This window comes from Jeotgalicoccus psychrophilus DSM 19085 (genome assembly GCF_000425845.1).
Taxonomy (GTDB): Bacteria; Bacillota; Bacilli; order Staphylococcales; family Salinicoccaceae; genus Jeotgalicoccus; species Jeotgalicoccus psychrophilus.
The window spans coordinates 86716-110273 of record NZ_AUEF01000009.1 but is presented as its reverse complement, the minus strand read 5'-3'; the positions used below and the strand labels follow the sequence as shown (position 1 = coordinate 110273).

General features: G+C 41.5%; 28 protein-coding genes and 1 pseudogene. 23 read left to right on the top strand and 6 right to left on the bottom strand.

What is annotated here, in order from left to right; genetic code table 11:
• Positions 1-134 precede the first annotated feature (134 nt).
• The 4 genes from folE2 to thiD all read right to left on the bottom strand — a co-directional run bounded on the left by folE2 (position 135) and on the right by thiD (position 2976).
• Positions 135-1013: a GTP cyclohydrolase FolE2 gene (gene folE2 / locus H625_RS0105015; RefSeq protein WP_026858944.1), complete on the bottom strand. Its 879-nt coding sequence runs from the start codon at positions 1011-1013 to the stop codon at positions 135-137.
• Positions 1014-1025: 12 nt separating this feature from the next.
• Complete coding sequence (bshB2, locus tag H625_RS0105010) at positions 1026-1700, bottom strand: bacillithiol biosynthesis deacetylase BshB2 (RefSeq protein WP_026858943.1); 675 nt, start codon at positions 1698-1700, stop codon at positions 1026-1028.
• A gap of 11 nt (positions 1701-1711) precedes the next feature.
• The gene (locus H625_RS0105005; protein ID WP_026858942.1) at positions 1712-2074 is read right to left on the bottom strand and encodes a DUF1806 family protein; all 363 of its coding nucleotides are present in this window, start codon (positions 2072-2074) and stop codon (positions 1712-1714) included.
• Positions 2075-2142: 68 nt separating this feature from the next.
• Complete coding sequence (thiD, locus tag H625_RS0105000; RefSeq protein ID WP_026858941.1) at positions 2143-2976, bottom strand: bifunctional hydroxymethylpyrimidine kinase/phosphomethylpyrimidine kinase; 834 nt, start codon at positions 2974-2976, stop codon at positions 2143-2145.
• Between the two features lie 102 nt (positions 2977-3078).
• Between thiD and H625_RS0104995 the strand changes: the two genes are divergently transcribed.
• The 15 genes and pseudogenes from H625_RS0104995 to H625_RS12585 all read left to right on the top strand — a co-directional run.
• Positions 3079-3762 carry a uracil-DNA glycosylase gene (locus tag H625_RS0104995; RefSeq protein ID WP_026858940.1) on the top strand — a complete coding sequence of 228 codons (684 nt, stop codon included), beginning with the start codon at positions 3079-3081 and terminating at the stop codon, positions 3760-3762.
• Entirely contained in the window at positions 3755-4000 is a 246-nt protein-coding gene (locus H625_RS0104990; protein WP_026858939.1) for a hypothetical protein, read from the top strand. The genes H625_RS0104995 and H625_RS0104990 overlap by 8 nt, the downstream gene beginning before the upstream one ends.
• Before the next feature lie 18 nt (positions 4001-4018).
• Positions 4019-4285, top strand: coding sequence for a DUF423 domain-containing protein (locus tag H625_RS0104985; protein ID WP_026858938.1), 267 nt, complete (start codon positions 4019-4021; stop codon positions 4283-4285).
• 19 nt (positions 4286-4304) lie between these two features.
• On the top strand, positions 4305-4670 hold the full coding sequence (locus H625_RS0104980) for a DUF423 domain-containing protein (protein WP_026858937.1): 366 nt from the start codon (positions 4305-4307) through the stop codon (positions 4668-4670).
• A gap of 623 nt (positions 4671-5293) precedes the next feature.
• Positions 5294-5668: a GntR family transcriptional regulator gene (locus H625_RS0104975; RefSeq protein ID WP_026858936.1), complete on the top strand. Its 375-nt coding sequence runs from the start codon at positions 5294-5296 to the stop codon at positions 5666-5668.
• Positions 5665-6543 (top strand): ATP-binding cassette domain-containing protein, encoded by an 879-nt coding sequence (locus H625_RS0104970; protein WP_026858935.1) that lies wholly within the window; start codon positions 5665-5667, stop codon positions 6541-6543. The genes H625_RS0104975 and H625_RS0104970 overlap by 4 nt, the downstream gene beginning before the upstream one ends.
• Before the next feature lie 4 nt (positions 6544-6547).
• Positions 6548-7216 (top strand): Sec62 family protein translocation protein, encoded by a 669-nt coding sequence (locus H625_RS0104965; RefSeq protein WP_026858934.1) that lies wholly within the window; start codon positions 6548-6550, stop codon positions 7214-7216.
• A 123-nt stretch (positions 7217-7339) separates the two neighbouring features.
• Positions 7340-8092: a YczE/YyaS/YitT family protein gene (locus H625_RS12590; protein WP_245573103.1), complete on the top strand. Its 753-nt coding sequence runs from the start codon at positions 7340-7342 to the stop codon at positions 8090-8092.
• Between the two features lie 150 nt (positions 8093-8242).
• Positions 8243-9214: an acyltransferase family protein gene (locus H625_RS0104955; protein ID WP_245573102.1), complete on the top strand. Its 972-nt coding sequence runs from the start codon at positions 8243-8245 to the stop codon at positions 9212-9214.
• Between the two features lie 129 nt (positions 9215-9343).
• Positions 9344-9541 carry a PLDc N-terminal domain-containing protein gene (locus H625_RS0104950; RefSeq protein WP_035785192.1) on the top strand — a complete coding sequence of 66 codons (198 nt, stop codon included), beginning with the start codon at positions 9344-9346 and terminating at the stop codon, positions 9539-9541.
• Between the two features lie 151 nt (positions 9542-9692).
• Positions 9693-10787, top strand: coding sequence for a helix-turn-helix domain-containing protein (locus H625_RS0104945; RefSeq protein ID WP_026858931.1), 1095 nt, complete (start codon positions 9693-9695; stop codon positions 10785-10787).
• 1 nt (position 10788) lies between these two features.
• Positions 10789-10986, top strand: a complete 198-nt coding sequence (locus H625_RS0104940; RefSeq protein WP_026858930.1) for a PLDc N-terminal domain-containing protein — start codon at positions 10789-10791, stop codon at positions 10984-10986.
• A gap of 1 nt (position 10987) precedes the next feature.
• On the top strand, positions 10988-11863 hold the full coding sequence (locus H625_RS0104935; protein WP_026858929.1) for an ABC transporter ATP-binding protein: 876 nt from the start codon (positions 10988-10990) through the stop codon (positions 11861-11863).
• Positions 11860-12627 (top strand): ABC transporter permease, encoded by a 768-nt coding sequence (locus H625_RS0104930; RefSeq protein ID WP_026858928.1) that lies wholly within the window; start codon positions 11860-11862, stop codon positions 12625-12627. Before H625_RS0104935 ends, H625_RS0104930 begins: the two co-directional genes overlap by 4 nt.
• A 148-nt stretch (positions 12628-12775) precedes the next feature.
• Positions 12776-13120: pseudogene (locus H625_RS12585) on the top strand (NADPH-dependent FMN reductase); the annotation flags it as partial.
• Between the two features lie 5 nt (positions 13121-13125).
• Here H625_RS12585 and H625_RS0104920 read toward each other — a convergent pair.
• Together H625_RS0104920 and hemQ are read right to left on the bottom strand one after the other, a co-directional pair.
• Positions 13126-13848 (bottom strand): MBL fold metallo-hydrolase, encoded by a 723-nt coding sequence (locus tag H625_RS0104920; protein WP_051238977.1) that lies wholly within the window; start codon positions 13846-13848, stop codon positions 13126-13128.
• A gap of 340 nt (positions 13849-14188) precedes the next feature.
• Entirely contained in the window at positions 14189-14938 is a 750-nt protein-coding gene (gene hemQ, locus H625_RS0104910; RefSeq protein ID WP_026858926.1) for a hydrogen peroxide-dependent heme synthase, read from the bottom strand.
• A 131-nt stretch (positions 14939-15069) separates the two neighbouring features.
• On the opposite strand from hemQ, the gene pta reads away from it, so the two are divergent.
• The 8 genes from pta (at position 15070) to argS (ending at position 23391) form a co-directional block, all read left to right on the top strand.
• Entirely contained in the window at positions 15070-16059 is a 990-nt protein-coding gene (pta, locus tag H625_RS0104905; RefSeq protein WP_026858925.1) for a phosphate acetyltransferase, read from the top strand.
• A complete protein-coding gene (locus H625_RS0104900; protein WP_245573101.1) occupies positions 16049-16864 on the top strand; it encodes a lipoate--protein ligase family protein in 816 nt (271 codons plus the stop codon). The genes pta and H625_RS0104900 overlap by 11 nt, the downstream gene beginning before the upstream one ends.
• 49 nt (positions 16865-16913) lie before the next feature.
• A complete protein-coding gene (locus H625_RS0104895; RefSeq protein ID WP_026858923.1) occupies positions 16914-18092 on the top strand; it encodes an MFS transporter in 1179 nt (392 codons plus the stop codon).
• A 73-nt stretch (positions 18093-18165) separates the two neighbouring features.
• A complete protein-coding gene (locus H625_RS0104890; protein ID WP_425402152.1) occupies positions 18166-19464 on the top strand; it encodes an HD domain-containing protein in 1299 nt (432 codons plus the stop codon).
• 11 nt (positions 19465-19475) lie between these two features.
• Entirely contained in the window at positions 19476-19997 is a 522-nt protein-coding gene (locus H625_RS0104885; RefSeq protein WP_026858921.1) for a YwhD family protein, read from the top strand.
• A gap of 61 nt (positions 19998-20058) precedes the next feature.
• Positions 20059-21144, top strand: coding sequence for a glycerol dehydrogenase (locus H625_RS0104880; protein ID WP_026858920.1), 1086 nt, complete (start codon positions 20059-20061; stop codon positions 21142-21144).
• 199 nt (positions 21145-21343) lie between these two features.
• Complete coding sequence (locus H625_RS0104875; protein WP_026858919.1) at positions 21344-21742, top strand: YwiB family protein; 399 nt, start codon at positions 21344-21346, stop codon at positions 21740-21742.
• A 2-nt stretch (positions 21743-21744) separates the two neighbouring features.
• On the top strand, positions 21745-23391 hold the full coding sequence (argS, locus tag H625_RS0104870) for an arginine--tRNA ligase (protein WP_035785188.1): 1647 nt from the start codon (positions 21745-21747) through the stop codon (positions 23389-23391).
• The last annotated feature ends 167 nt before the right edge of the window (positions 23392-23558 follow it).

The following is a 23558-nucleotide window of genomic DNA, read 5'->3' as shown; positions in this document are numbered from 1 at the left end:
CCGCAGCGTTTAGGAATTCGATGAATGTCTGTCATAGAAACCCGCAGCGTTTAGGAATTCAATGAATATCTGTCATAGGAATTCGGCTAACCCCAACAAAAAAACCGAAACTCAAAGGTTTCGGTCTCCAATAGTTATTTCTGATATTTCAAACGGCTGAATGCGTCGTGCTGGTGGATACTTTCTTCGTTGCGGCATTCGAGTTCGAAGCCTTTAACCCAATCGAGTTCGACTAAGTCGTATGCAACTAGACGGATCAGATCTTCGACGAAGCGCGGGTTTTCATATGCGCGTTCTGTAACCATTTTCTCGTCTGTGCGTTTTAAAATCGGATAGAGCTGACTTGATGCATTGATTTCGAGTACTTCGTATAGGTCTTCTTTATACGTTGCAGGAAGTTCAACACTGTCATCAATATCGATTAAAACTTTAACGTTGCCGCGCTGGTTGTGTGCGCTGTATTCACTGATTTCTTTTGAGCATGGGCAGAGTGTAGTAACTTGTGCTGTCATGCCGAATTGTTTGCGTGTAAATGATTCGCCGTCAAATGCTGCTGAGTAAATAACATCTGCGTTGGCTACAGCGTTCAGACCTGTACCTGGTGATGGTTTGTTAAAGAACCATTTGCCGTCGACAGTCAATTCTGCTGAGTTTTGTTTCATGCGGTCACGGAGTTTCGACAGGAGTTCTTTTAGTGTACCGAAGTCGAGCGGTACACCGCCGTTATTTACACTTTCCAATGATTCGATTAAACGGCTCATGTTGATGCCTTTTTCATCTTTTTCGAGGCTGGTCGCCAGCTCGAAATTCCCGACTGACTGAAAATCACCTATAACTACAGGGTAAGTTAAATTGTTAATGCCGACAGAGTCGACTTCAAAAAGGAAGTCTTTACGTGAGTTTTGTAAATCTGCCATATCTTCTTTATTTTTTGGCTTAGTGCCTTCAACAGGATCAACTGAACCAAAATGTTTAAAACGACCTTCTCGCGTCGTCAAGTCAAATTCTTCCATTTATAATGCTCCTTAGTCAATTTCGTAACTGTAAAAGTTCTCGTATCTCATCCATCGGTTCCGTGCATCGTCGCCCTGCTGTGTATCTGCCGCAAGGTCTTCGAGCAATTTTCCGGTTTGTGAACGATGGGCTGCCATGACATCCAGTTTCCGTTCTGTAAAGCCGTCAATATCGATGACAATATCCGGTTCACCGAGATCATCGAAAGTACGATTATCAAACGCCACGAGTTGAAGTGCCGGACGTTTATCTTTAGGCATATCAGCCAGTGATTCTATAACAGCATCTGCAGTGGCCTCGTGATCGGGGTGCACTGAGTAGCCGGGGTAGAACGTAATAATACGCGTTGGCTGAAGTTCATCGATTAAATCGGTAATAACGCCTTTAAGTTTACCATGTTCTTCGAATTCGAGTGTTTTATCTCTGAATCCGAGCAGGCGGAGATCGTCAATACCCATAATGCGAGCTGACTCTTCGACTTCGGCTTTACGGATTGAGTGCAGCGACTCGCGTGTTGCAAACGGCGGGTAACCAAGGTTACGGCCCATATCGCCAAATGTCAGACATGCATACGTGACAGGCACTTGTTTCTCTCTGTATTTCATTATTGTTCCGCTGACACCGAATGCTTCATCGTCGGGGTGAGGGAAAACAACAAGAACGTGATTTTCCTGTGAAAAATCCATGTGATTTCCTCCTACTTAAAGAATGGTTGTGTTGAAATTTCAAGTGCTGAAGCGAGCTTGCCCTCTGCATTAAAGCCGTGCATGATAAATTCTCCGCTTTCGCCTTCAATATAATGCGTTAAACCGAGAACGTAAACCCAGCCGCCATTGGCGAGCTTTAATCCGACGCGGTGCTCTTTTGAGCGGTTACCGCCGCGGATTGTTGCCTGAATGAATTCCACCTGAATATTGCGGAGGAATGTACCGGCATTAAAGACATTATCATCCAAATGACTAGCATACATACCGCTTGTAATTTCAACGTGCAGGTAGACGGGTGTATTTTCGTACGCTGTTAAGACTTTTTGGACATCCTGCTTTACTATTTTCTTCATTTCCATGAATAGAAAACTCCTATAATCATAATATCGGTCACACATTAAAAGAGATAGCAAGCTATCTCTTAGTTCAATACTTTATCAACAACTTCGATTTTTTCGACTGAATTATACGCACCATGTCTGACAACTCCAACATGCTCGTTCATCTGCCAGCCATTTTTAATTGCGCTGGTAACGAAAGCTTTCGCAAGCTGAACAGCCTCAAGCGGCTCTTTGCCATTTGCGAGGTTAGCTGCGATTGACGCAGCGAATGTACATCCTGCACCGTGGTTAAATGCAGTATCAAATTTCTTAGATTCAAGAAGATGAAGTTCACTGCCATCGTAAAAAACGTCGATAGCCGAATCGCCTTCGATGCCCGTGCCGCCTTTAACGACAACGTAGTTTGCACCTTTAGCGTGTATTAATTTAGCTGCTTCTTTAATTTCATCAAGAGTGCGCGGTGTTTTAATACCGGCAAGGTGTCCTGCTTCAACTAAGTTCGGCGTAACAACAGTCGCATGAGGAATCAGATTTTCAATCATTGATTCAACAAGTCCCGGGTTTAAAACTTCATCGTCACCTTTACAGACCATGACCGGGTCAACGACGAAATGTTTCGCATTTGAGTTTAAAAACGCGTCCTTCGAAAGTTCTACAACTTCTTCTGAAGGCAGCATTCCCGTTTTAATCACATCGGGATTTAAAGTTAGTGCTGTTTCAATCTGGTTTTTAACATCTTCTATTGGAATCGGGCTCACGCGGTGAGACCAAGTTGACGGTTCCATTGATACTACAGTTGTTAATACACTGAAGCCGTATGTTTCGTGCTCCTGGAAAGCCTTTAAATCTGCTGCGATTCCAGCGCCTCCGCTCACATCTGTACCGGCTATAGTTAATGTTCTTGCAAGTGTCATAATATTGCCCCCTAATTCTACTGATAGATATTGTCATTTTACTATAATCAGCCGTGTAATTCTAGAGCATTGCTTACAACGATGATATAATGAAATTTCAGTATGGAGGTGCTTGAAAAAATGGCTCATTTAAACTGGGAAGAAATCTTCCGGGACATTACAAATAATCACAATTTTACAACGATGAGACAGACGTTAAATGAACGTTACAGAAGCGGTGAAGTGTATCCGCCTGAGGAACAGGTCTATACTGCATTTGAATTAACGCCGTTTAACGGTATTAAAGTTGTTATTTTAGGACAGGATCCGTATCACGGGAAAGGCCAGTCACACGGGCTCGCATTTTCAGTGAATGAAGGGATTAAAATTCCGCCGTCACTAAGAAATATATATAAGGAACTTGAAAGTGACCTCGGCGTTGTCAGAACGACGGGCAATTTATCGGACTGGGCGCGTGAAGGCGTCTTATTATTAAACACAGTGCTGACAGTTGATGCAGGCGATGCAAACTCGCACCGCGGACTTGGCTGGGAGCAGTTTACGGATGATATTATCCGTACGATTTCAGAGAATCACGAGCATGTGGTGTTTATCCTGTGGGGAAAACCGGCACAGCAGAAAATTAAATTAATCGATACAGATAAACATAAAATTATTACGTCGGTGCATCCGAGTCCTTTATCATCTTACAGAGGCTTTTTTGGATCAAAACCGTTCAGCCAGACAAATGACTATTTGGAATCGGTCGGACGCGGAGCGATAGATTGGAGCGAACAGCATGAATAAGCGGATTGCTGCGGAATTAAAAAACGAACTGAGCTTTATAGAAGCGGGCATCGATGTGGAAAAGCATGCATATGCGATGCAGAGGCTGCTTGAGCTGCTGTCAGATTCACAGAATGAAGACTCGGTGCCTGAGGCGGCTAAATTAGAAGGAAATGTGACAATACACCGTACGCCTATTGCAAAAACTGCGGCAGACGAGGATGATGGCGGTAACGGCAAAGATATTTTTGATTTTTAATGGAGGTCGTCTCACCTAATGTTATTATTCATCATCGTTGGTACAGTGTTTTTCGTTCTTTCTTTTGTGTTCGGCATTTATAGAAAAAAACTGCGGGAAGAGCATATAAAAACGTGGAATAAAGCGTTGAAATATATGAGGTATACTTCACTGGCGCTAATTATTGCAGGGCTTTTGTATGTGCCCGAAGTGCAAATCTTAAAGTTCGGCGGATGGTTGTTTATTTTCAGTCTTATACTGTATTCAAGTTCGCTGTATCTTATTTTTATTAAAAACAGAGAGTAAAGCGGGGTAAATTAATCACATGAAATTATTTATTATATTAGGCGCAGTCAATGCATTTATCGCAGTCGCATGCGGCGCATTCGGTGCGCATTTACTGGAAGGCAAACTGAGTGAACACTACCTTGGTGTTTGGGAAACTGCAGTGAAGTATCAGTTTTATCATGCACTTGGACTCATCGCGATTGGCATTTTAATTCAGGTCACAGGCGCACAGTTCCTAGTTGCAGCCGGATGGTTCATGACAGCAGGGATTGTCTTCTTTACGGGATCACTTATGGTGCTGGCATTCTCAGGCATCTCAATTCTCGGTGCAGTAACACCGATTGGCGGAGTAATGTTCCTGATCAGCTGGGCACTTGTTATTATCGGAATCGCAAAATTATAGTATTTATTCGTGAAGCCGGGACAAATTGTCCCGGCTTTTTTGTTTGGAGTGAAGTCTGTGATCGGAAAATCTATGAAGAGATTTCATAGGAATCCGTAAAGTTTAGAAAATCTATGAAGAGATTTCATAGGAATCCGTAAAGTTTAGAAAATCGATGAAGAAGTTTCATAGGAATCCGTAAAGTTTAGAAAATCGATGAAGAAGTTTCATAGGAATCCGTAGGGTTTGGAAGATCGATGAAGAGGTTTCATAGGAATCCGTGGGGTTTGGAAGATCGATGAAGAGGTTTCATAGGAATCCGTGGGGTTTGGAAGATCGATGAAGAGATTGCATAGGAATCCGTAGAGTTTAGAAAATCTATGAAGAAGTTTCATAGGAATCCGTGGGGTTTGGAAGATCGATGAAGAGGTTTCATAGGAATCCGCAGAGTTTAGAAAATCTATCAAGAGGTTTCATAGGAATCCGAATTCTTTATCGCCGTAAATACCGGCTTCGATAAAATATTTCAAACAAAATGTTTACAAATTACGCTAAGGGTTATATAGTTATATACATAGATATATAACCAGATTACTAAAAATGAAATATAAAATAGAATACAGAAATAGAAGGAGGGCTGCGATGTGTCTAACCTGCTGAATGAAAAGAAGCCGATTTATGAACAGATTAGAGACTGGCTGGCTGATCAGATTATTGACGAAACGCTCGTTGAAGACGATAAAGTACCGTCGACCAATGAGATTGTTACGTTTTTCAAAGTGAATCATATAACTGTTTCAAAAGGTGTCACTGAACTTGTGGAAAACGGCGTATTATACAAAAAAAGAGGTGTAGGTATGTTCGTAGCAGAAGGTGCACGGGACAAACTGCTGGAAGCAAGACGTGATGGATTCGTAGAAGAATATTTAAAACCGATGCTTGAAGAGGCGAAAAAGCTTGATTTAACGGAAGAGGATATACAAACAATGATCGATGTAAACAGGAGGGACAAAAAATGACATTAAAAATAGAAAACACAGCTTTAACAATTAAAAAAGAGACGATACTAACGGATATAAACTTAGAACTGATTCCTGGTAAAGTTTACGGGCTGCTTGGAAGGAACGGTGCAGGGAAGACTTCATTGCTGTCGCTGATAGCTTCTTACAGAAAAGTAACGAATGGCAGTATCACATTGGACGGCAAGAAAGTTTACGAGAATGATGAAGTAATGCAGCACATTAATTTCCTGTATAACCCGAAAGAAACCGGTGCCGACAACGATAAAATTACGGAATATATCGAATCCGGCTCCATTTTCCGCAGCGATTTCGATAAAGAGTACGCTTACCGGCTGCTTGAAAAATTCGATATTGATACAGACAAAGCGTACAGCGCATTATCTCAGGGACAGCAAGCGGCAGTTACAGCTACGCTTGGACTTGCATCGCTAGCAAAAGTAACGATCTTTGATGAGGTGACGAACGGTATGGATGCACCGACACGTGAATTATTCTACAGCGAAGTACTTGAAGCGGCAAACCGGGAGGGACGTATTATTATTCTGTCGACGCATATCATTTCAGAGATGGAGCACTTATTCGATGAAATTATTATGATTCATAAGGGAAAGGTTCTGCTGCAGGAACCGACACATGAACTGCTGGAGAAAGGCTATACTGTTGCCGGGAAAGCAGAACGAGTAAGAGAATTCACGGAAAATAAACAAGTGATTAACGTGAAATTCCTCGGCGCACTGCAGATTGATACTGTGCTCGGAACACTGACACCGGAAGAATTGGAAATCGCAGAAGATGAGCATTTGGATATCTCTCCCTTGAAATTGCAAGAGATGTTTATCAGCCTGACGGATAAAAAGAAAGATAAGGAGTGAGACGATGACAACTAAATTAAAAGAGACAACGAAAATATTTATAAGTATATTTCCGGTATGGTCATTTTGGTATATTGGGATTCTGCTGATTGTATATATCATCTCGAATATCTTTACGAGCGAAGGACTTTCATCATTTTTCGGTTTCGGGATGACGGCTAACCGGACATATCTGTTTGTGCTGGCAATTCTTTCAGTATTGATGTTTACAGAATGGGCCTTAAATATGGGGATATCGAGAAAGACTTTTTATAAATCGCTGATGATTACAGGACTGATTACGGCGGTGTTTGTCACAGCAGTAGTTGGAATTATCACATTCGTCCTATCATTCACACCGTTTGCGGGAGATTATCTTCTTGTCGAAGATCTCAGGTTTTTAACAGAATTTGAATACCTGATCTTCCACTTCATCAGCGGGCTGCTGTTCTGGGCCCTCGGCGTATTGATTGCCGCTGCATTTTACAGAGGATTCTGGGCAGGTATGCTGTCAATACTATCTGGAATTGTGGCCTTGGTAATTCTGATATTTAACGAACAGCTGCTGAATTTCTTCGGCTCCTTAGGCAGCATGACTGTCTATATCGGTTTCGCCTTGCTGATTGCTCTAATCTTCCTGTACAGCTGGATTAGCTACAGAGTCATTAAAAATATACCGATAAAATTCGGCTAACGTCTATAAGCGGAATCTCACTCAGTCGAGGTTCCGTTTTTTATATGAAAAGCACTGTTCAACAAATATATTGGCAAGAGGCGTATAATTAAAAATAGAGAATTTTTGAAGGGAAGGATACTCATAGACCACATAAATATCACTGCTAAACGTTTATGTTTATACATTTTTGGTTTGTTTTTTCTTTCTCTGGGTGTCAGTTTTTCTATTCAGGCTAATCTGGGCGTTTCGCCCGTATCTTCACTAGCTTATGCATTTACACTTTCCACAGGAATTTCTATCGGAATTATGACGGTAGCCGCGAACGTTTTATTTATTATCATTCAAATAATTTTAAGCAAAAAATTTAATGTAAGAGAAGCGAGCGTGCAGCTCTTAATTGCGTTCTTATTCGGTTTTATGATGGATATTACGTTAGCACTTTTACAAGTGTTTCCGGCTCCTGAAACATGGGTAATGCGCGGAGTATTTTTAGTTACAAGTTTATTTGTAGTCTCTCTTGGACTGCTTGGTTATTTCAGCGCGAAATTCCCGCTGATGCCTTACGATGAGCTCACACATGTTATCAGTGAGAAATTCAATATGCAGTTCAGCAAAGCTAAAATCACCAGTGACTTACTAAACGTTCTTGCAGCAGGTTTAATATGTATTGTTTTCATCCAGTCTTTAGGATCGATTGGTGTCGGTACATTGATTGCTGCGTACTTTATCGGCAAAATTACCGGCTTTATGATGAAGAAATATCAGCATCATTTAATTCACTGGTCAGGGCAAAGAAAAGCACTTGCGGAAGAGGTTATTGAAACCGCAAAACCGACGGCAGACACAGATATAGAAGAAACACTTGAAGCTGGTGAAAAACCGGCAGCACCATAGTATATGTTAAAGAATCTCATAATTTGAGGTTCTTTTTTTATTCGACTGACTGGAAAAACAAGTTATTACTTTCATTCTGATAAAATATTTTATAACATATTACGCAATGAAGAAAGTAAAAAAAGTGAAAGGAAGCTAATCATGAACCGCATGCCGTTTTTTGATAATGCGAGATTAATTTTAATTTTTCTCGTAGTGTTTGGTCATATGATTCAGCCGTTTGCGACAGATTCACAGCTGATCAACTCGATTTATGCATTTATATATATTTTCCATATGCCGATGTTCATCATGCTGGCAGGCTTCTTCGCCAAGGGAATCGGCAAACCGAAATACATTTTAAATCTCGCAAAAAAACTGCTGCTTCCTTATTTAATGTTTCAGGGACTGTACACGTTATTATATTTTCTGCTCGGGCGCGAGGAATGGTACAAAGGCATACTGCACCCGCAATGGGCGATGTGGTTTTTAATCAGCCTGTTCTGCTGGCACATTCTGCTCGTCTTATTTAAAAGAATGCCGGCAGTGGCAAGTATTCTTCTTGCGGTCTTTATCGGTATTGCAGTAGGCTACGTCGATCTGTCAGCGTACGGCCTCAGTCTTTCGCGGACATTAGTGTTCTTCCCGTTCTTTTTAGCGGGCTACTTTATGACGAAAGAGCACGTTCAGCTGATAAAAACCAAAGGCCTGAGTATCGCAGGAATTATTTTTATGATAGCGCTGTTTGCATTTATTTATCTCTTTATCAACGTGGATGTCACGCTCGATACGGACTGGCTGTCCGGGGCAGTCGCTTATCAGCGTCTGGAAGCGGAAATGAGCGGCGGGTTGATGCGTCTCATTATTTATATTCTGGCGGCACTCTTAATTATCAGCATGATTGCATTGATACCGTCGGGAGACTTCGGCTGGCTGACGAAAATCGGCGAGAAGACCTTATATGTTTATCTGCTGCACGGTTTTATAATTCAGCCGTTCAGAGAGTTTGAAATACTGTGGTATAACCATTGGTATGAAACATTCTGGTTTGTACTGCTGTCTGCATTAATAGTTATTCTGCTCTCAAGCAGACCAGTGGTGGCACTGACGCGGCCGCTCGTTGAATTGAAGTGGAAGAAATAAAAAAAGAGGTACAGAAATCCTTAGGGCTTCCTGTACCTTTTGCTGTTTTATGTATGATATTTCCAATAACGGGTAATAAATATGTATAATGTATTTTACATAATTAAATAACGGTAATGGGGGATTAACATGATTATAAATGTTAGGGAACTGCTGCCATTTCTAATTCCGTTAATAATATTCCAGCTGCTTTTAATGATCTCCGCCCTGACAATGATTGTCAAACAGAGGCGTTTTAAATATTTAAACAGAGCAGCATGGGTAATTATTGTTGTTGTTTTTAATATTGTCGGACCTGTCCTGTATTTTGTGCTGGAGCGAAAATAAATAAAAATGTAATGAAGCGGAAATTCGAAAGGATTTCTGCTCTTTTAATTGAAAATGAGTCAACCATTGGTTGACTTAGGCGATAATAGTATATAAATAAGAAATACATAATATTTACGTAGCACTATACAATGGAATCAGGGTGATGAAAATGAACAAGTTAAATATTAGTGAAAATATTTTTAGGCATAGAAAACGTATCGGTTATACTCAGCAGGACCTTGCAGATTTTTTAAATATTTCCAAGTCTGCAGTGTCTAAATGGGAACGGGGCAATGCTTTGCCGGAAGTAAATTATCTAGGAGAGCTCGGGATACTGTTCGATATTTCAATCGATGAGCTGGTCGGTTTTTCTCCCTGGCTGACAAAGCAGCAGATTAGAATAATCTATACTGATTTGGCTGCGAAATTCAGCGCGGAAAATTACGATGCTGTTTTAAAAGAAGTTAAAGATTATGCCAAGCGTTATTACAGCTGTTATCCATTTTTAACATCATTGGCCGGGTTGCTGGTTAACCACCTCAGTCTGACTGAGGATAAAGAAGAAACAATTGCTTGTATAGGCGAACTGATAGAGCGGATTTTATCGAATTCCGACTCACTGCATCTAAAAGAACAGATGATATTTTTCAAAGCGTTATTACTTATAAAAGAGAATAGCCACAAGGAAGTCATTGAACTGCTGAAGGAATCGACGTTGCCAAAACTGCCGGTAAGAACAGTGCTGGCCCAGTCCTATTTAATGAATGGTGAAGCGGAAAAGGCGAAGTCGGCGCTGCATATTGAAATTTACGAGAGCGTTATTTTTATGATGGGTGACTTAACGATGCTGATGTATTTTGGCATGGAGGATGATATTGAGTCAGTAATCAGTAAAGGAACAGCAATTGACCACGCATTTAACTTAAAGAAACTCCATCCAAACACAGCATTAAATTTTTATCTTACTGCAGCAATGAAGACATCTGATGTTAAAGAAAAAAGTATGTTTTATTTAAAAGAGTTTTTAATCAGCGTGAAGAATCTGTCTGCAGATTACTATCTGCATGGTGATGATTTCTTCTCGGAAATTGATGACTGGATTGAGGATTTTGAATTAGGGAAAGAAGTTCCGGTAAATAAAACAATAGCGAAAGAACAGCTGATTGCTGCTGTAGAACATAATGAGTCATTTAAAGATTATAAAGATGATATTACATTTAAAAATATATTGCACAGTTTAAAGCTGTACCTGGAGGCAGACTGATATGAACACAGATATAACTGAATTGTTACCGTTTCTAATACCATTAGTAATTCTGCAGTCTGTACTGATGATTACAGCGCTGGTCATGATTATCAGACAGCAGGAGTTTAAATATTTAAATAAACCGGGCTGGATACTTATTGCCGTATTTCTGAATTTAATCGGTCCGGTATTATATTTTGTACTGGAGCGGCGATAATATGAATATATTGAAGATAGATAATCTGAGTAAATCGTTTAATGGAAAAATAGTCATTGACGATTTGAGTTTAGTTGTTAAAGAACATACGATATACGGATTTATAGGCAACAACGGCACAGGTAAAACGACAACAATGAAAATGATACTGGGGCTGTTGAAACCTGATTCAGGGGAGATTGAAGTGTGCGGAGAGAAAGTTGTCTTCGGCAAAACAGATACAAACAGCTATATTGGCTACCTGCCGGATGTGCCTGAATTTTACGGTTATATGAGAGCTGAAGAGTATTTAAAATTATGTGCGGAAATTACTAATATCAGTAAAGCAGAACGTCAGCCGAGAATAAGGGAGCTGCTTGAACTGGTTGGAATGGATAACGAATCATCTACAATTAATACGTACTCAAGAGGAATGAAGCAGCGTCTCGGCATTGCTCAGGCACTGATTAACAAACCGAAGCTCCTGATTTGTGATGAGCCGACGAGTGCTCTGGATCCGAAAGGTCGCAGTGAAATACTTAATATTCTAAAGCGTATTACGGCGGAAACGACGGTTATTTTCTCGACCCATATCTTAACGGACGTGGAACGAATCTGCGATATGGCAGGGATTCTATATAACGGCAACGTTGTAGAAGAAATTAATCTGGATAAGAGTCTCGGGGATAAAGGAATTATGCTTGAGTTGTCCGGGGAAGAATTTAAGACGCTCAGTGCGGAGATGGAAATTAAGCATGTCAGCGAGTCTAAATACCGTGTGAAGAGTCAGCCGCTTAAAAATATATACAAAATACTTCAGGACAAAGAGATTTATCCGGACAGTATAGTCAGAGAGAGAAGGTCTCTTGAAGATGTATATATGGAGGTGACGTCATGAACCAGGTTTCCGCGCTGTTTAAAAAAGAAATAATGGAGTCTGTAAGAAATTTCAAACTGTTTGTTCTCTTAGCGGTGTTTATCATTATCGGTATTATCAGCCCGCTAACCGCACTCCTGATGCCGGATATTATGGCAATGGTGATGGAAGACGCCGGTATTTCATTTGACCTTCCCGCCGTTACAGGTATGGATTCATATGTTCAATTTTTCGGTAACATGAACCAGCTGGGATTGCCCATATTAGTCGTTGTTACGGGCAGTATACTGACGAATGAATTTACGAGAAATACACTTGTAAACTTCTTAACTAAAGGGCTGAAGCGGCACAATGTAATAATCGTGAAGTTTTTATATACTGCATTGATGTGGACGTTTGTTTACGTATTAAGTGCTGTCACTGCATACTTATATACAATGTATTACTGGGACAACCAGCTTGAAAATATATGGGGGGCATTCGCTTTGACATGGCTTTACGGTGTTTTTCTGATTAGTGTAATTATGCTGGCATCAGCGATTTTCAGAACGAGTTTTCTCGGAGTATTATTTACACTGCTTGGGGTGGTTATCATCATGATTATTCTGAGCATTCATCCGGCAGCAGCGGAATATCTTCCGCAGTCTTTAATTACTTCCAATGTAGAATTGCTAACGGGCGAATCGGGACTGAGCAATGTCTTACCGGCAGTGCTGATTACTGTTGCAGCTTCAGTACTCATATTATTATTGTCGATAATGACGTTTAATAAAGCAACAATATAAGGGGATGGCACAAAAGCCATGAGAAAATAAAATGAATTATATAGGGTAGACAAAATCCGTCCGTTATACTCCAGGGGGAATAGCATCAGTGTAAGACTACAGGCTCACGCGAGACCTGAGGAAAGATAACGAACGGATGATTTATTTTAAAAATATTTTTGATTTGCTGCCGGTCAATGGACTGCAGCATAAAGTTGCAGGTATCGTTGTTACTGCGGGGTCACCAAAACATTATTTAATTGTAGAAAATCAGTTAAAACCGATTTTAGGTTATATGAAAGCACAGATTGTTCAGACGTATGTCTTTATTGAAGAACAAGATTTTCAAAGAAAAGAGCTTGTAAACGATGACGTGATATTTCGCATCGACAGGCTGATGTAAGACACTTTCCTGCTGACAAAAACCTATACGAAAATCAGAGAAGAAAAAAAGCGGAATAAGGATTTTAAACAACATGAAACGCCCTGGATAAAAGTCCGGGGCGTTTTTTAGTAATGTTATAAGTCTGTCTCCCCGATTTCTTTTCGGAGCGCCGAAACTTCTGTGCGCGTCATCGGGGCAAGGTGGCCATGGATATAAGTGGCGTAGGGGATTTTGTCGACGGTTGTAATGTAGTCATAAAATTTGTCCGCATCGTATCCGCCGTCCAGTTTGTAAAAATCGCCCGTGTCGGCATCGCCGGCGAATAGCACTTTATCTTCCTGAACGAAAACGACTGCGCCGTCATCGGAATGGGGGTTAGCAATCGGTGTGACTTCGACTGTAACGCTGCCTAAGTTCAGTGTTAAGTTCCCGTCGAACTCAATGTCTGCACGAACGACTTTAATGTCGGTGATATCATCGTATTCAATTTTCATATGGGTGTCGCAGAATTCGCATTCCTCACCGGTCTTAAGTCGCTCATCCATGGCTTCCGGCTTCCATTCCCATTTTGTAAGAATGCTGAGAATTTCATTGGTTTTCGTCTGAGTCATCGTCGTGCCGGAAAAGGCGTGCATGCCGAAAGTGTGATCCCAGTGCCAGTGGGTAATCAGTGCAATTTCAGGTTTCGGCAGCCCCGCTTCATCAACCGCTTCAAGCATTGCGTTCAAATGTGCTCTGGAATTGCCTGCATCGACGAGGATACTGAACTTTTCGCCGTGTATGTAGCCGAGATTCGGACGGTCACGCTGACTGTCGAACGGCAGTATGTAAACGTGCGGTGATATTTGGGTGAGCATAATAATCATCCTTTATATAGACAGAAAACCACTTAACATGAGTTAGGTGGTTTTTATCTTGTATTATTTTCTCTTCTTCTTTTTTGACGAAGAGCTCCCGTCTTTGTTAAGAAATTTTTGAACGATTTTATTTATAATAATTGGTGCGATAAAAATTGCCGCACGTTTGAGTAAACGTCCCATAAGTTTACCTCCTAAATAATAGATACTTATATATAACCATTATCTCACAGAATAAAACAAGGCAGGTAGAAAAACGTGCTGAATAGACGGAAGCTGTTGTAACCAGACAAAAAAGACGACTCCCTTGAGGGAATCGCCAGCCAATCGTAAATATAAGTTATCCGAAGTAATCAGCAATCGCATCGTTCGGAATATGTCCGCCGACGTAGAAGTCGCCGAAGACGCCGTAGCGTGCGCTTGTTTCATCGAATCTCATTTCGTAAATAATCTTTTTGAATTCGAGCATGTCATCCGATAATAGTGTAACTGCCCACTCGTATTTGTCTAAGCCTTGTGAGCCTGTAATGTACTGCTTGATTTTACCGGCATATTTGCGGCCGATCATGCCGTGGTCGCGCATTAACTGTTTGCGCTCTTCCATCGGCAGCATGTACCAGTTGTCATCAAGGTCGCGTTTTTTATCCATCGGGTAGAAACAGATGAACTTAGATTTTTCCAGTGAAGGATATAATCTCTGCTGAATGTGAGGAATTTCCATCATCTCTTCAGGAGTTTTGTTTCCTCCTAAATAGCTGCTCATCTCGATTATAGATACGTATGAGTAAGTTGGAATTAAGTAGTCCGCAATCGCGAGTTTGTTAATTTCAAGCTCAAGCTTAATCAGCTCGTCTGCTGTCGGGCGCAGCAGCCAGACGATAACGTCTGCTTTATGTCCCATAATATTGTAGAATGCATAGTCACCTTCGTGTTTTTCATGCACTTCTTCCTGTCTGTTTAAAAATGCCTGCAATTCATCTGTCAGCGAATTTCTTTCATCTTTGTCCAGCACACGTAAACCTGCCCAGTCCACGCTGTAAAGCAGGTGCAAGCTGTACCAGCCATCTATTGTACTTACCGGTTCACTCATCTTAGTCTCTCCTTATTAAGTCATTACTTCTATTCTAGACCAATGGAAAACGTTTTAACAAGAGATTCTGTTTAAAAGATGTGACAAAACACGTATAATATACTTAGAGTATAGTAGCCAAGGAGGATATAATGAGTAAATTCATTAAAGATCTTAAAAATAATTTAAATGGTGAAAACATCAGAATTGTATTTCCAGAAGGTACAGATAAAAGAATTCTGACTGCAGCAGCAGGACATTTATCAAACAGCTACGTGCATCCGATTGTTCTCGGTGATGCTGACGAGCTTAAGCAAATTGCCGCAGAGGAAAACATTAATATAGAAGGTTTAGAAATTTTAAATCCGAAAACGTCCGAGTTAAGCCCACGGCTTGCCGGGAAATTTTGTGAAGTCAGACAGGGCAAAGTGACGCTTGAACAGGCTGAAGATATTATCCAAAATATAAACTACTTCGGAACGATGCTTGTGCATACAGGCTATGCTGACGGATTGGTGTCAGGTGCAATACATTCGACGCCGGATACAGTCCGTCCTGCACTGCAGATTATAAAAACAAAAGAAGGCGTGTCGAAAACGAGCGGGATATTCTTTATGCGCCGCGGCGATGAATTGTACGTAATGGGAGATTGTGCAATTAACCCGACACTGACTGCTGAAGAGCTTGCGGAAGTTGCGGTTGAAACAGCGAAGACGACGATGAGCTTTGGTATTACACCGCGTGTTGCGCTCTTAAGCTTTTCTTCAAAAGGATCTGCGAAAACAGAAGAAGCGGAGAAAGTCCGTTTAGCAACTGAATACGCACAGGATAAACTTCCAGATACACTAATCGACGGCGAGCTGCAGTTCGATGCGGCATTTGTTCCCAGTGTAGCAGAGAAGAAATCTCCAAATTCACCGCTCGAAGGGAATGCGAATGTCTTTATCTTCCCATCTCTTGAAGCGGGTAATATCGGATATAAAATTGCTCAGCGTTTGGGCGGATTTGAAGCTTACGGACCTATTCTGCAGGGCCTGAACAAGCCGGTTAATGATCTGTCACGCGGTACGACGACAGAAGAAGTATATAACCTGGCATTATTTACAGCAACACAGGTGATGGCGAATCGTCATGACAGCTGAATTTTTTAACGGACCGGTGGAGGTCATTGATAAAATGCGAACGGAACATCCTTTTGAATCGTTTGCGTTTGATGATTTCCTGCAGCATCAGATCAGTGAAGACGATGTGCCTAAAGTACGTTTTTGGGTGCATTCGCCTTATATTATATTAGGGCTTCAGGATGCGAGACTGCCGAAACTGTCTTACGGACTCGACTATATTTCGGATGCAGGCTTCGATTACATCGTGCGCAACAGCGGAGGTTTAGGTGTTGTGCTGGACGAAGGTGTACTGAATATCTCTTTAATTTTACCTAAAGCAGATTTTCCTTACATAGAAAAAGGCTATGATATAATGACAGAGTTAGTGACAAAAATGTTTCCGGAAGGAAAAATCGAAGCGTATGAAATTTCAGCCAGCTACTGTCCCGGCACTTATGATTTAAGTATCGGCGGCAAAAAATTCGCAGGTATTTCCCAGCGCCGCATTAAAGATGGTGTTGCGGTACAGATATACTTATCTGTTACAGGCAGCGGTTCAAAACGTGCATTAATGATGCAGGATTTTTATCGTGATGCACGTGCAGAAGAGAGTGCGAAATTTACATATCCGGTAATTAATCCAAATCATATGGCATCGTTAAATGAACTGCTGAATACAGAGTTCTCGATTCAGGACGTGGAGGAACGCGCCTTAAATGTACTCCGTGATATGGGTGCAGAAATAACGGACTATCCGGTGCTGAACGATGAGCAGCAGGCTCAGTACGAACAGCTCCTCAGAAACATTAAAGAACGTAATAAAAAATACGTATCTTTTGACTGACCAGTATATTTTATACTGGTTTTTTAATTTTTATGAAAGAAGGAATAACATGTCGACAAGTGCTTATGCACCGAGAATATGGACAAAAGAATTTACAGCAATTTTTGCATTCCATTTTATTTTAATGGGGGCAATGTATTCAACATTAGTAACAGTCGGAAACTACGCAATTGAAAAATACGGTGTCAATCCGAGTATTGCCGGCTTTGCAGCAAGTATTTTTATCGTTGGTGTACTGGTCGGACGGGGTGTGACAGGCTACCAGATAAACCACCTCGGCGCCCGTAAAATTATGCTGGGCGGCACAGTGATTTACTTTTTAACTTATATTTTATATTTTTTTGATTTCGGATTAACTTTTTTAATTGTGACACGGCTGTTAAATGGTATTGCAACAGGGATGATCAGTACAGCGCTTAACACGCTGGCGACGATATCCGTACCGGAAGAACGCCGCGGTGAAGGAATCAGCTACTTCAGTTTGAGTATGGTGGTGGCGAGTGCCGTCGGACCGTTTTTAGCATTTCTGCTTCTCGAACAGATTTCATTTGAAACGATGTTAATTTACGTGGGTATTTTAATGCTCGTTGTTGTGCTGATGATCCCGCTGATTAAAACAAATAACGTTACGAAAGACACAGCAGTCAAGCCGGAAAAATTTGTGCTGATTGAGAAAAACTCGCTCAGAATGCTCATGTCGATATTTTTAATGGGGCTCGCTTATTCAAGTGTGCTGTCCTTCCTCAATACTTATGCAATAGAAATCGATGTCGTTAGAGCGGCGAGTTTCTTCTTTATCGTCTATGCGGCGGCTGTACTTGCAACCCGGCCGTTTACGGGCAGACTGATTGACCGAAAAGGTCCTAATATTGTTATTTACCCGACGTTTATATTAATGGCAGCAGGATTTCTGCTGCTCGGCTACGGTTCGACGGGACTTATTGTCCTCGTTGCCGGTTTTCTTATCGGCCTCGGTTTCGGCAATTTCCAGTCAGCCGCTCAGATTATCTGCGTGAACATGGCGCCGAAAGAAAATGTCGGCCTCGCCACATCGACGTATTTTATTATTTTAGAAATTGGTCTCGGCTTCGGTCCTGTATTTTTAGGACTGCTCGTACCATTTGCCGGCTACAGCGGAATGTATTTACTATTAATTGTACCGATACTTGCCGCAGGTTTCGTTTACTTCCTGATGGTTGGAAAACGCGGCACCGGTTCATACAGTTAAACAGGTTGAAACGGTCGGCTTACCCGGCCGTTTTATGATATTATTGGGGTGTTAAGGGAGGCGTAACAGCGTGATGATGAGTGACTACAGCAGGAAACAATTACAGGAAGAAAAAGTCTTTAAAGATCCGGTCCACCGGTACGTTCATGTCCGCGATCAGGTCATCTGGGATCTGGTGAAAACGAAAGAATTTCAGCGGCTCCGCAGAATAAAACAGCTCGGCACTTTGTATTTGGCATTTCACAGTGCAGAGCATTCACGCTTTAACCATTCGCTCGGGGTGTATGAAATTGTCCGCCGGATGATTGAGAATTTTGAAGAATATCCTGAATGGGACTCAGGTGACCGTCTGTTAGCCTTGTCGGCGGCATTGCTGCACGACCTTGGGCACGGGCCGTTTTCTCATACATTTGAAGATATATTCCATACAGATCATGAAGAATATACGAAAAAAATTATACTGGAAGACACTGAAGTGAACGAAGTATTATCAAGAGTGTCACCGGACTTTCCGCGTGAAGTTGCGGAAGTCATCAACAAGACACATCCGAATAAACTGGTTATCAGTATGATTTCAAGCCAGATTGATGCGGACCGTATGGATTATCTGCAGCGGGATTCTTTTTATACCGGTGTCAGCTACGGTAACTTCGATATGGAACGCATACTCCGCGTGATGCGTCCGTCAAAAGATGAAGTGCTGATTAAAGAAAGCGGCATGCACGCAGTGGAAGATTATTTAATGAGCCGCTATCAGATGTACTGGCAGGTCTATTTCCACCCGGTATCGCGCGGTGGGGAAGTTATGCTGAACCTGGTGATGCAGCGGGCAAAAGCACTGTATAAATCGGAGTACAGCTTTAAACAGAAGCCGACATATTTCATACCATTTTTTAATGAAGATGTCACCGTTCATGACTATCTCCGGCTGGACGAAATGGTCGTGAATTTTTATCTGCAGGAATGGGTACATGAAGAAGATGAGATATTAAGTGACCTTGCCGGCCGTTTCGTAAACAGAGACCTGTTTAAATATTTACCGTTTGACGGTTCTATTATTACGATTACAGAACTGAACGAATTATACAGAAAAGCGGGCATAGATCCGGACTATTACGTCTTCAGCGACAGTTATTCAGATCTGCCGTACGATTACGACAGGCCGGGACAGAACAGAAACCGCAGACCAATTCACTTGCTGCGTCCAAACGGTGACATTAGGGAAATAAGCTCCCAGTCGGCAATTATTAATTCAATTACCGGCATTCACCGTTTAGGTTCAAGATTGTATTATCCGAAAGAAAAAATATTGGCGATTAAAGATTTAAACGTCAAAGCAGAGATTATTAATTTACTGAATGAACTCGATTAGGAGGTATAACATTGTCTGAAGAACAACCAAAAAAGAAACCGGGATTCCAGTTTAATATTATTAAAAACGATCCGCTCGACGGTCACAGAGGACAAAACTTCGGCTCGATAAGCCTTGAAAATATCGCACCGGTCTACATTAATATCGAAACGCAGGAAGCGAAGCTTGATATCGGCGGACTCCACGGCAAAGCTGAAGTTGAAAAACGTGTAAAATGGATTAAAGATAAAGAAGAAGCGATGGGCCCAGATGCTAAAGAATATTTCCTCGTCTGGATCGCTGTGGAACGTGCGGAAGCAGGAGCGGTTTATAACGGCGTCGCAGCATGTTATTTAATGGTGAACAAAGAAAAACGCCGCGGTTACAAAATGATGCACGAACATGTCAACAGTTTAGACGACGCAATGAAGGGCCGCATTAAGCTCGATGTACTGGATGAACGCTCAAAAGAAACGCTTAAGCAGTTTATGATGAACCACAACGAAGAAATGTGGAATATTTCACAAGAAATGCAGGAAGCATTCAATAATTAGAAATATAAAAAGATCATTGTTAAAATGAATTTTAAACATAATATTTTAGGAGGATTTAAACATGGCAAAATTAGTATTTCAATCTCCAAGCCGTTATGTACAAGGTACGGGTGTCATTAGTGAATTAGGTCAGGAAACAGCAAAAATTGGTAAAAATATCTTACTGATTGCAGATGAAGTTGTCTGGGATATTGCTGGGAAATCAGTGGAAGAAAGTTTCGAGAATGTAGATGTTAAATATAATCATATACAGTTTTCAGGCGAAGCTTCGGACAAGGAAATCGAGCGTCTGACTGATGAAGGGAAAAGTTTCGGCAGCGATGTTGTGATTGGTCTCGGGGGCGGTAAAACACTCGACACAGCTAAAGCAGTTGCGGATAAGCTTAGTGCACCAACTGTAATAGTGCCGACTACCGCATCTACGGATGCTCCAACAAGTGCATTATCTGTAATTTATTCAGATGAAGGTGTCTTTGAAGGATATAAATTTTATGATAAAAATCCGGATCTTGTGCTGGTAGACAGTAAAATTGTTATCGGCGCACCGCCAAAATTCTTTGCTTCAGGCATTGCAGATGCAATGGCGACATTAGTCGAAGCGAGTGCAACAGTCAGACGCAATGGAGATACGATGGCTGGAGGGAAACCGACTTTAGCATCACAGGCAATTGCTGAAAAAGCTGAAGAAACTTTATTCCTGTACGGTATCGAAGCTTATGAAGCGGCTAAAGACGGCCTTGTTACTCCGGCAGTTGAAAAAGTAATAGAAGCGAATACACTGCTGTCAGGTTTAGGATTTGAAAATGGCGGACTTGCAGGAGCACATGCTATACACAATGGTTTCACTGCATTACACGGTGATATTCACAACTTAACTCATGGTGAGAAAGTGGCATACGGTACGCTTGTACAATTAGTACTGGAAGGTCGTCCGGGAAATGAAATAGCTGAGTATGTAGATTTTTACGAAGCGCTGGAAATGCCAACGACATTAGCTGCAATGCATTTAACCGATGTCTCCTTTGAAGATTTAGTTGAAGTCGGCAAACTGGCTACAGGAGACGGTGAAACATTGAAGAACTTAGATCCGGAAATTACACCGGAACAAGTCGCCGAGGCAATATTAGCTGTAGATAAGTATAATTAACAGCTTTAGAATATATGTCTTTTTTGTGTCTTTTGGATTAGACATTGCACAATAGCCAATCTATGGATAAAATAAAGAGTAGTTATAGACATATAACTAGGACATAAAGGCGGGGCATATTGCCCTGCCTTTTTTTATTTTTCATCAAACCAATGATGCGCCTGTTATGATATAATTTACGATACTGAAGGTGATAAAAATGACCGGAACTATAACACATGAATGTAACTTAACTCAACTGGTATTCATGCACGGTGAAGAGACAAAATACGAACAGAAACTGCAAGTATCCGAACTGAAAAAAGGGGATACTTATTTGCGCTATACTGAAGCGCTCGATGACTATGAATTAAAAGTAACTGTGCGGCTCGGAGACAACTTCGTTAAACTCCAGCGGCGCGGCATTATCAATATGAATTTCCATTTTGAAGAAGGTGTGAAGACGGATACGTTTTACGACTCTCCGGCAGGCAGGCATCACTTTGAAATAGTGACACACGAACTTACAACCGGTGACGGTACACTGAATATTAAATATGATTTATTTGAAAGCGGCACGTTGCTCGGCAAATATAAATATACGTTGGAGAGGATTTAATTATGAACTTAAAACAGCAGTTAAAAGAAGCAATTGAAGCCGCGATTAAAAAAGCGGACATAGCAGAAGAAATTCCTGAAGTTAAAGTTGAAGTGCCGAAAGACAAAAATAACGGAGATTTCTCAACGAATGCAGCAATGACACTGACAAAGCTTGCACGTAAAAATCCTCGCGACATCGCACAGGCGATTATCGATAACATCGATAAAGAGTCAGCAAGCATTCAGGAAATCAGCATCGCGGGACCGGGTTTTATCAACTTTAAAATGAAGACAGCAGAACTCGCTAACGTGATTTATACTGTCCTTGATAAGAAAGAAGATTACGGACGTACAGAGCGTGAAACGGCTGAAAAAGTTCTGATTGAATTCGTGAGTGCAAATCCGACGGGCGATCTGCACATCGGGCATGCGAGAAATGCATCTGTCGGTGCAACGCTGTCGAACATTTTGGACTTTGCGGGCTACGATGTAACGCGTGAATATTATATTAATGATGCCGGCAATCAGATTAACAACCTTGCGAAATCGATTGAAGCACGTTATTTTGAAGCGCTCGGTGAAGCGCTGAAGATGCCTGAAGACGGCTACAACGGTAAAGATATTAAAGTAATCGGCGAGAAATTGGCATCGGAGCACCCTGAATATAAAGACCTTGAACAAGCAGAACGTATTTCTAAATTCCGCGACCTTGGTGTTGAATATGAGATGCGTAAACTGAAAGCAGACCTCGCAGAATTTCGCATCAATTTCGACAGCTGGTTCAGTGAAACAGCGCTGTATGAAAGCGGCGAAATCGATGAAGCGATGACGAAGATGAAAGATAACGGTTATGTATTTGAAGCGGACGACGCGACGTGGTTACGCACGACAGATTTTAAAGACGATAAAGACCGCGTACTCGTAAAAAGCGACGGCACGCTGACTTACTTAATGCCGGATATTGCGTACCATTACGATAAAGTTGAACGCGGCTTTGACAAGCTGATTAACTTATTCGGTGCGGATCACCATGGTTATATTAACCGTCTGAAAGCATCTTTAGGCGCTTTAGGTGAAAATCCTGACAAACTGGAAATTCAGATTATGCAGCTGGTCCGTTTAATTGAAAACGGTGAAGAAGTGAAGATGAGTAAGCGTACAGGCAAGGCAGTTACACTGCGCGACCTGATCGATATGATTGGCGTGGACGCAGCGCGTTACTTCATGATTATGCGTTCGACGGATACTCACTTCGACTTTGACTTAGACCTTGCACGCAGTGAATCAAGCGACAATCCTGTGTACTATGCACAGTACGCGCATGCGAGAATCTGCAGTATTTTACGCCAGGCTAAAGAACAAGGTTTTGAAATCGACACGGAAAATCCTGTTGATATTATTGAAAACGAACAGGCACTTGAACTGCTTAAAAAATTACTGGAATTCCCGAACATCGTTAAAGGTGCAGCGGAAGCACGCGCAACACAGCGTATTCCGAACTATATCCACGACCTTGCAGCAAGCTTTCATAAATTCTATAACGCGGAAAAAGTACTCGGTGAAAATGCCGATAAAACACGCGCTTATATTTTAATGATCGAAGCTGTACGCCAGACACTTGAAAACGCACTCCGTCTGATCGACGTATCAGCACCTGAAAAAATGTAAAAGTAATAAGTGGAAGCCTGAACTGTAAAGTTCGGGCTTTTTGTATTAGGGACTTCTCTCTGTATAAAGGGGCGGAACTTTAATATAATAAAGGTAGTGTGCTGTTAAATGTTGTCGTTGAAAAGAACGACGGCAACGAATCTTTCCTCAATGAAAGGAGAATTATA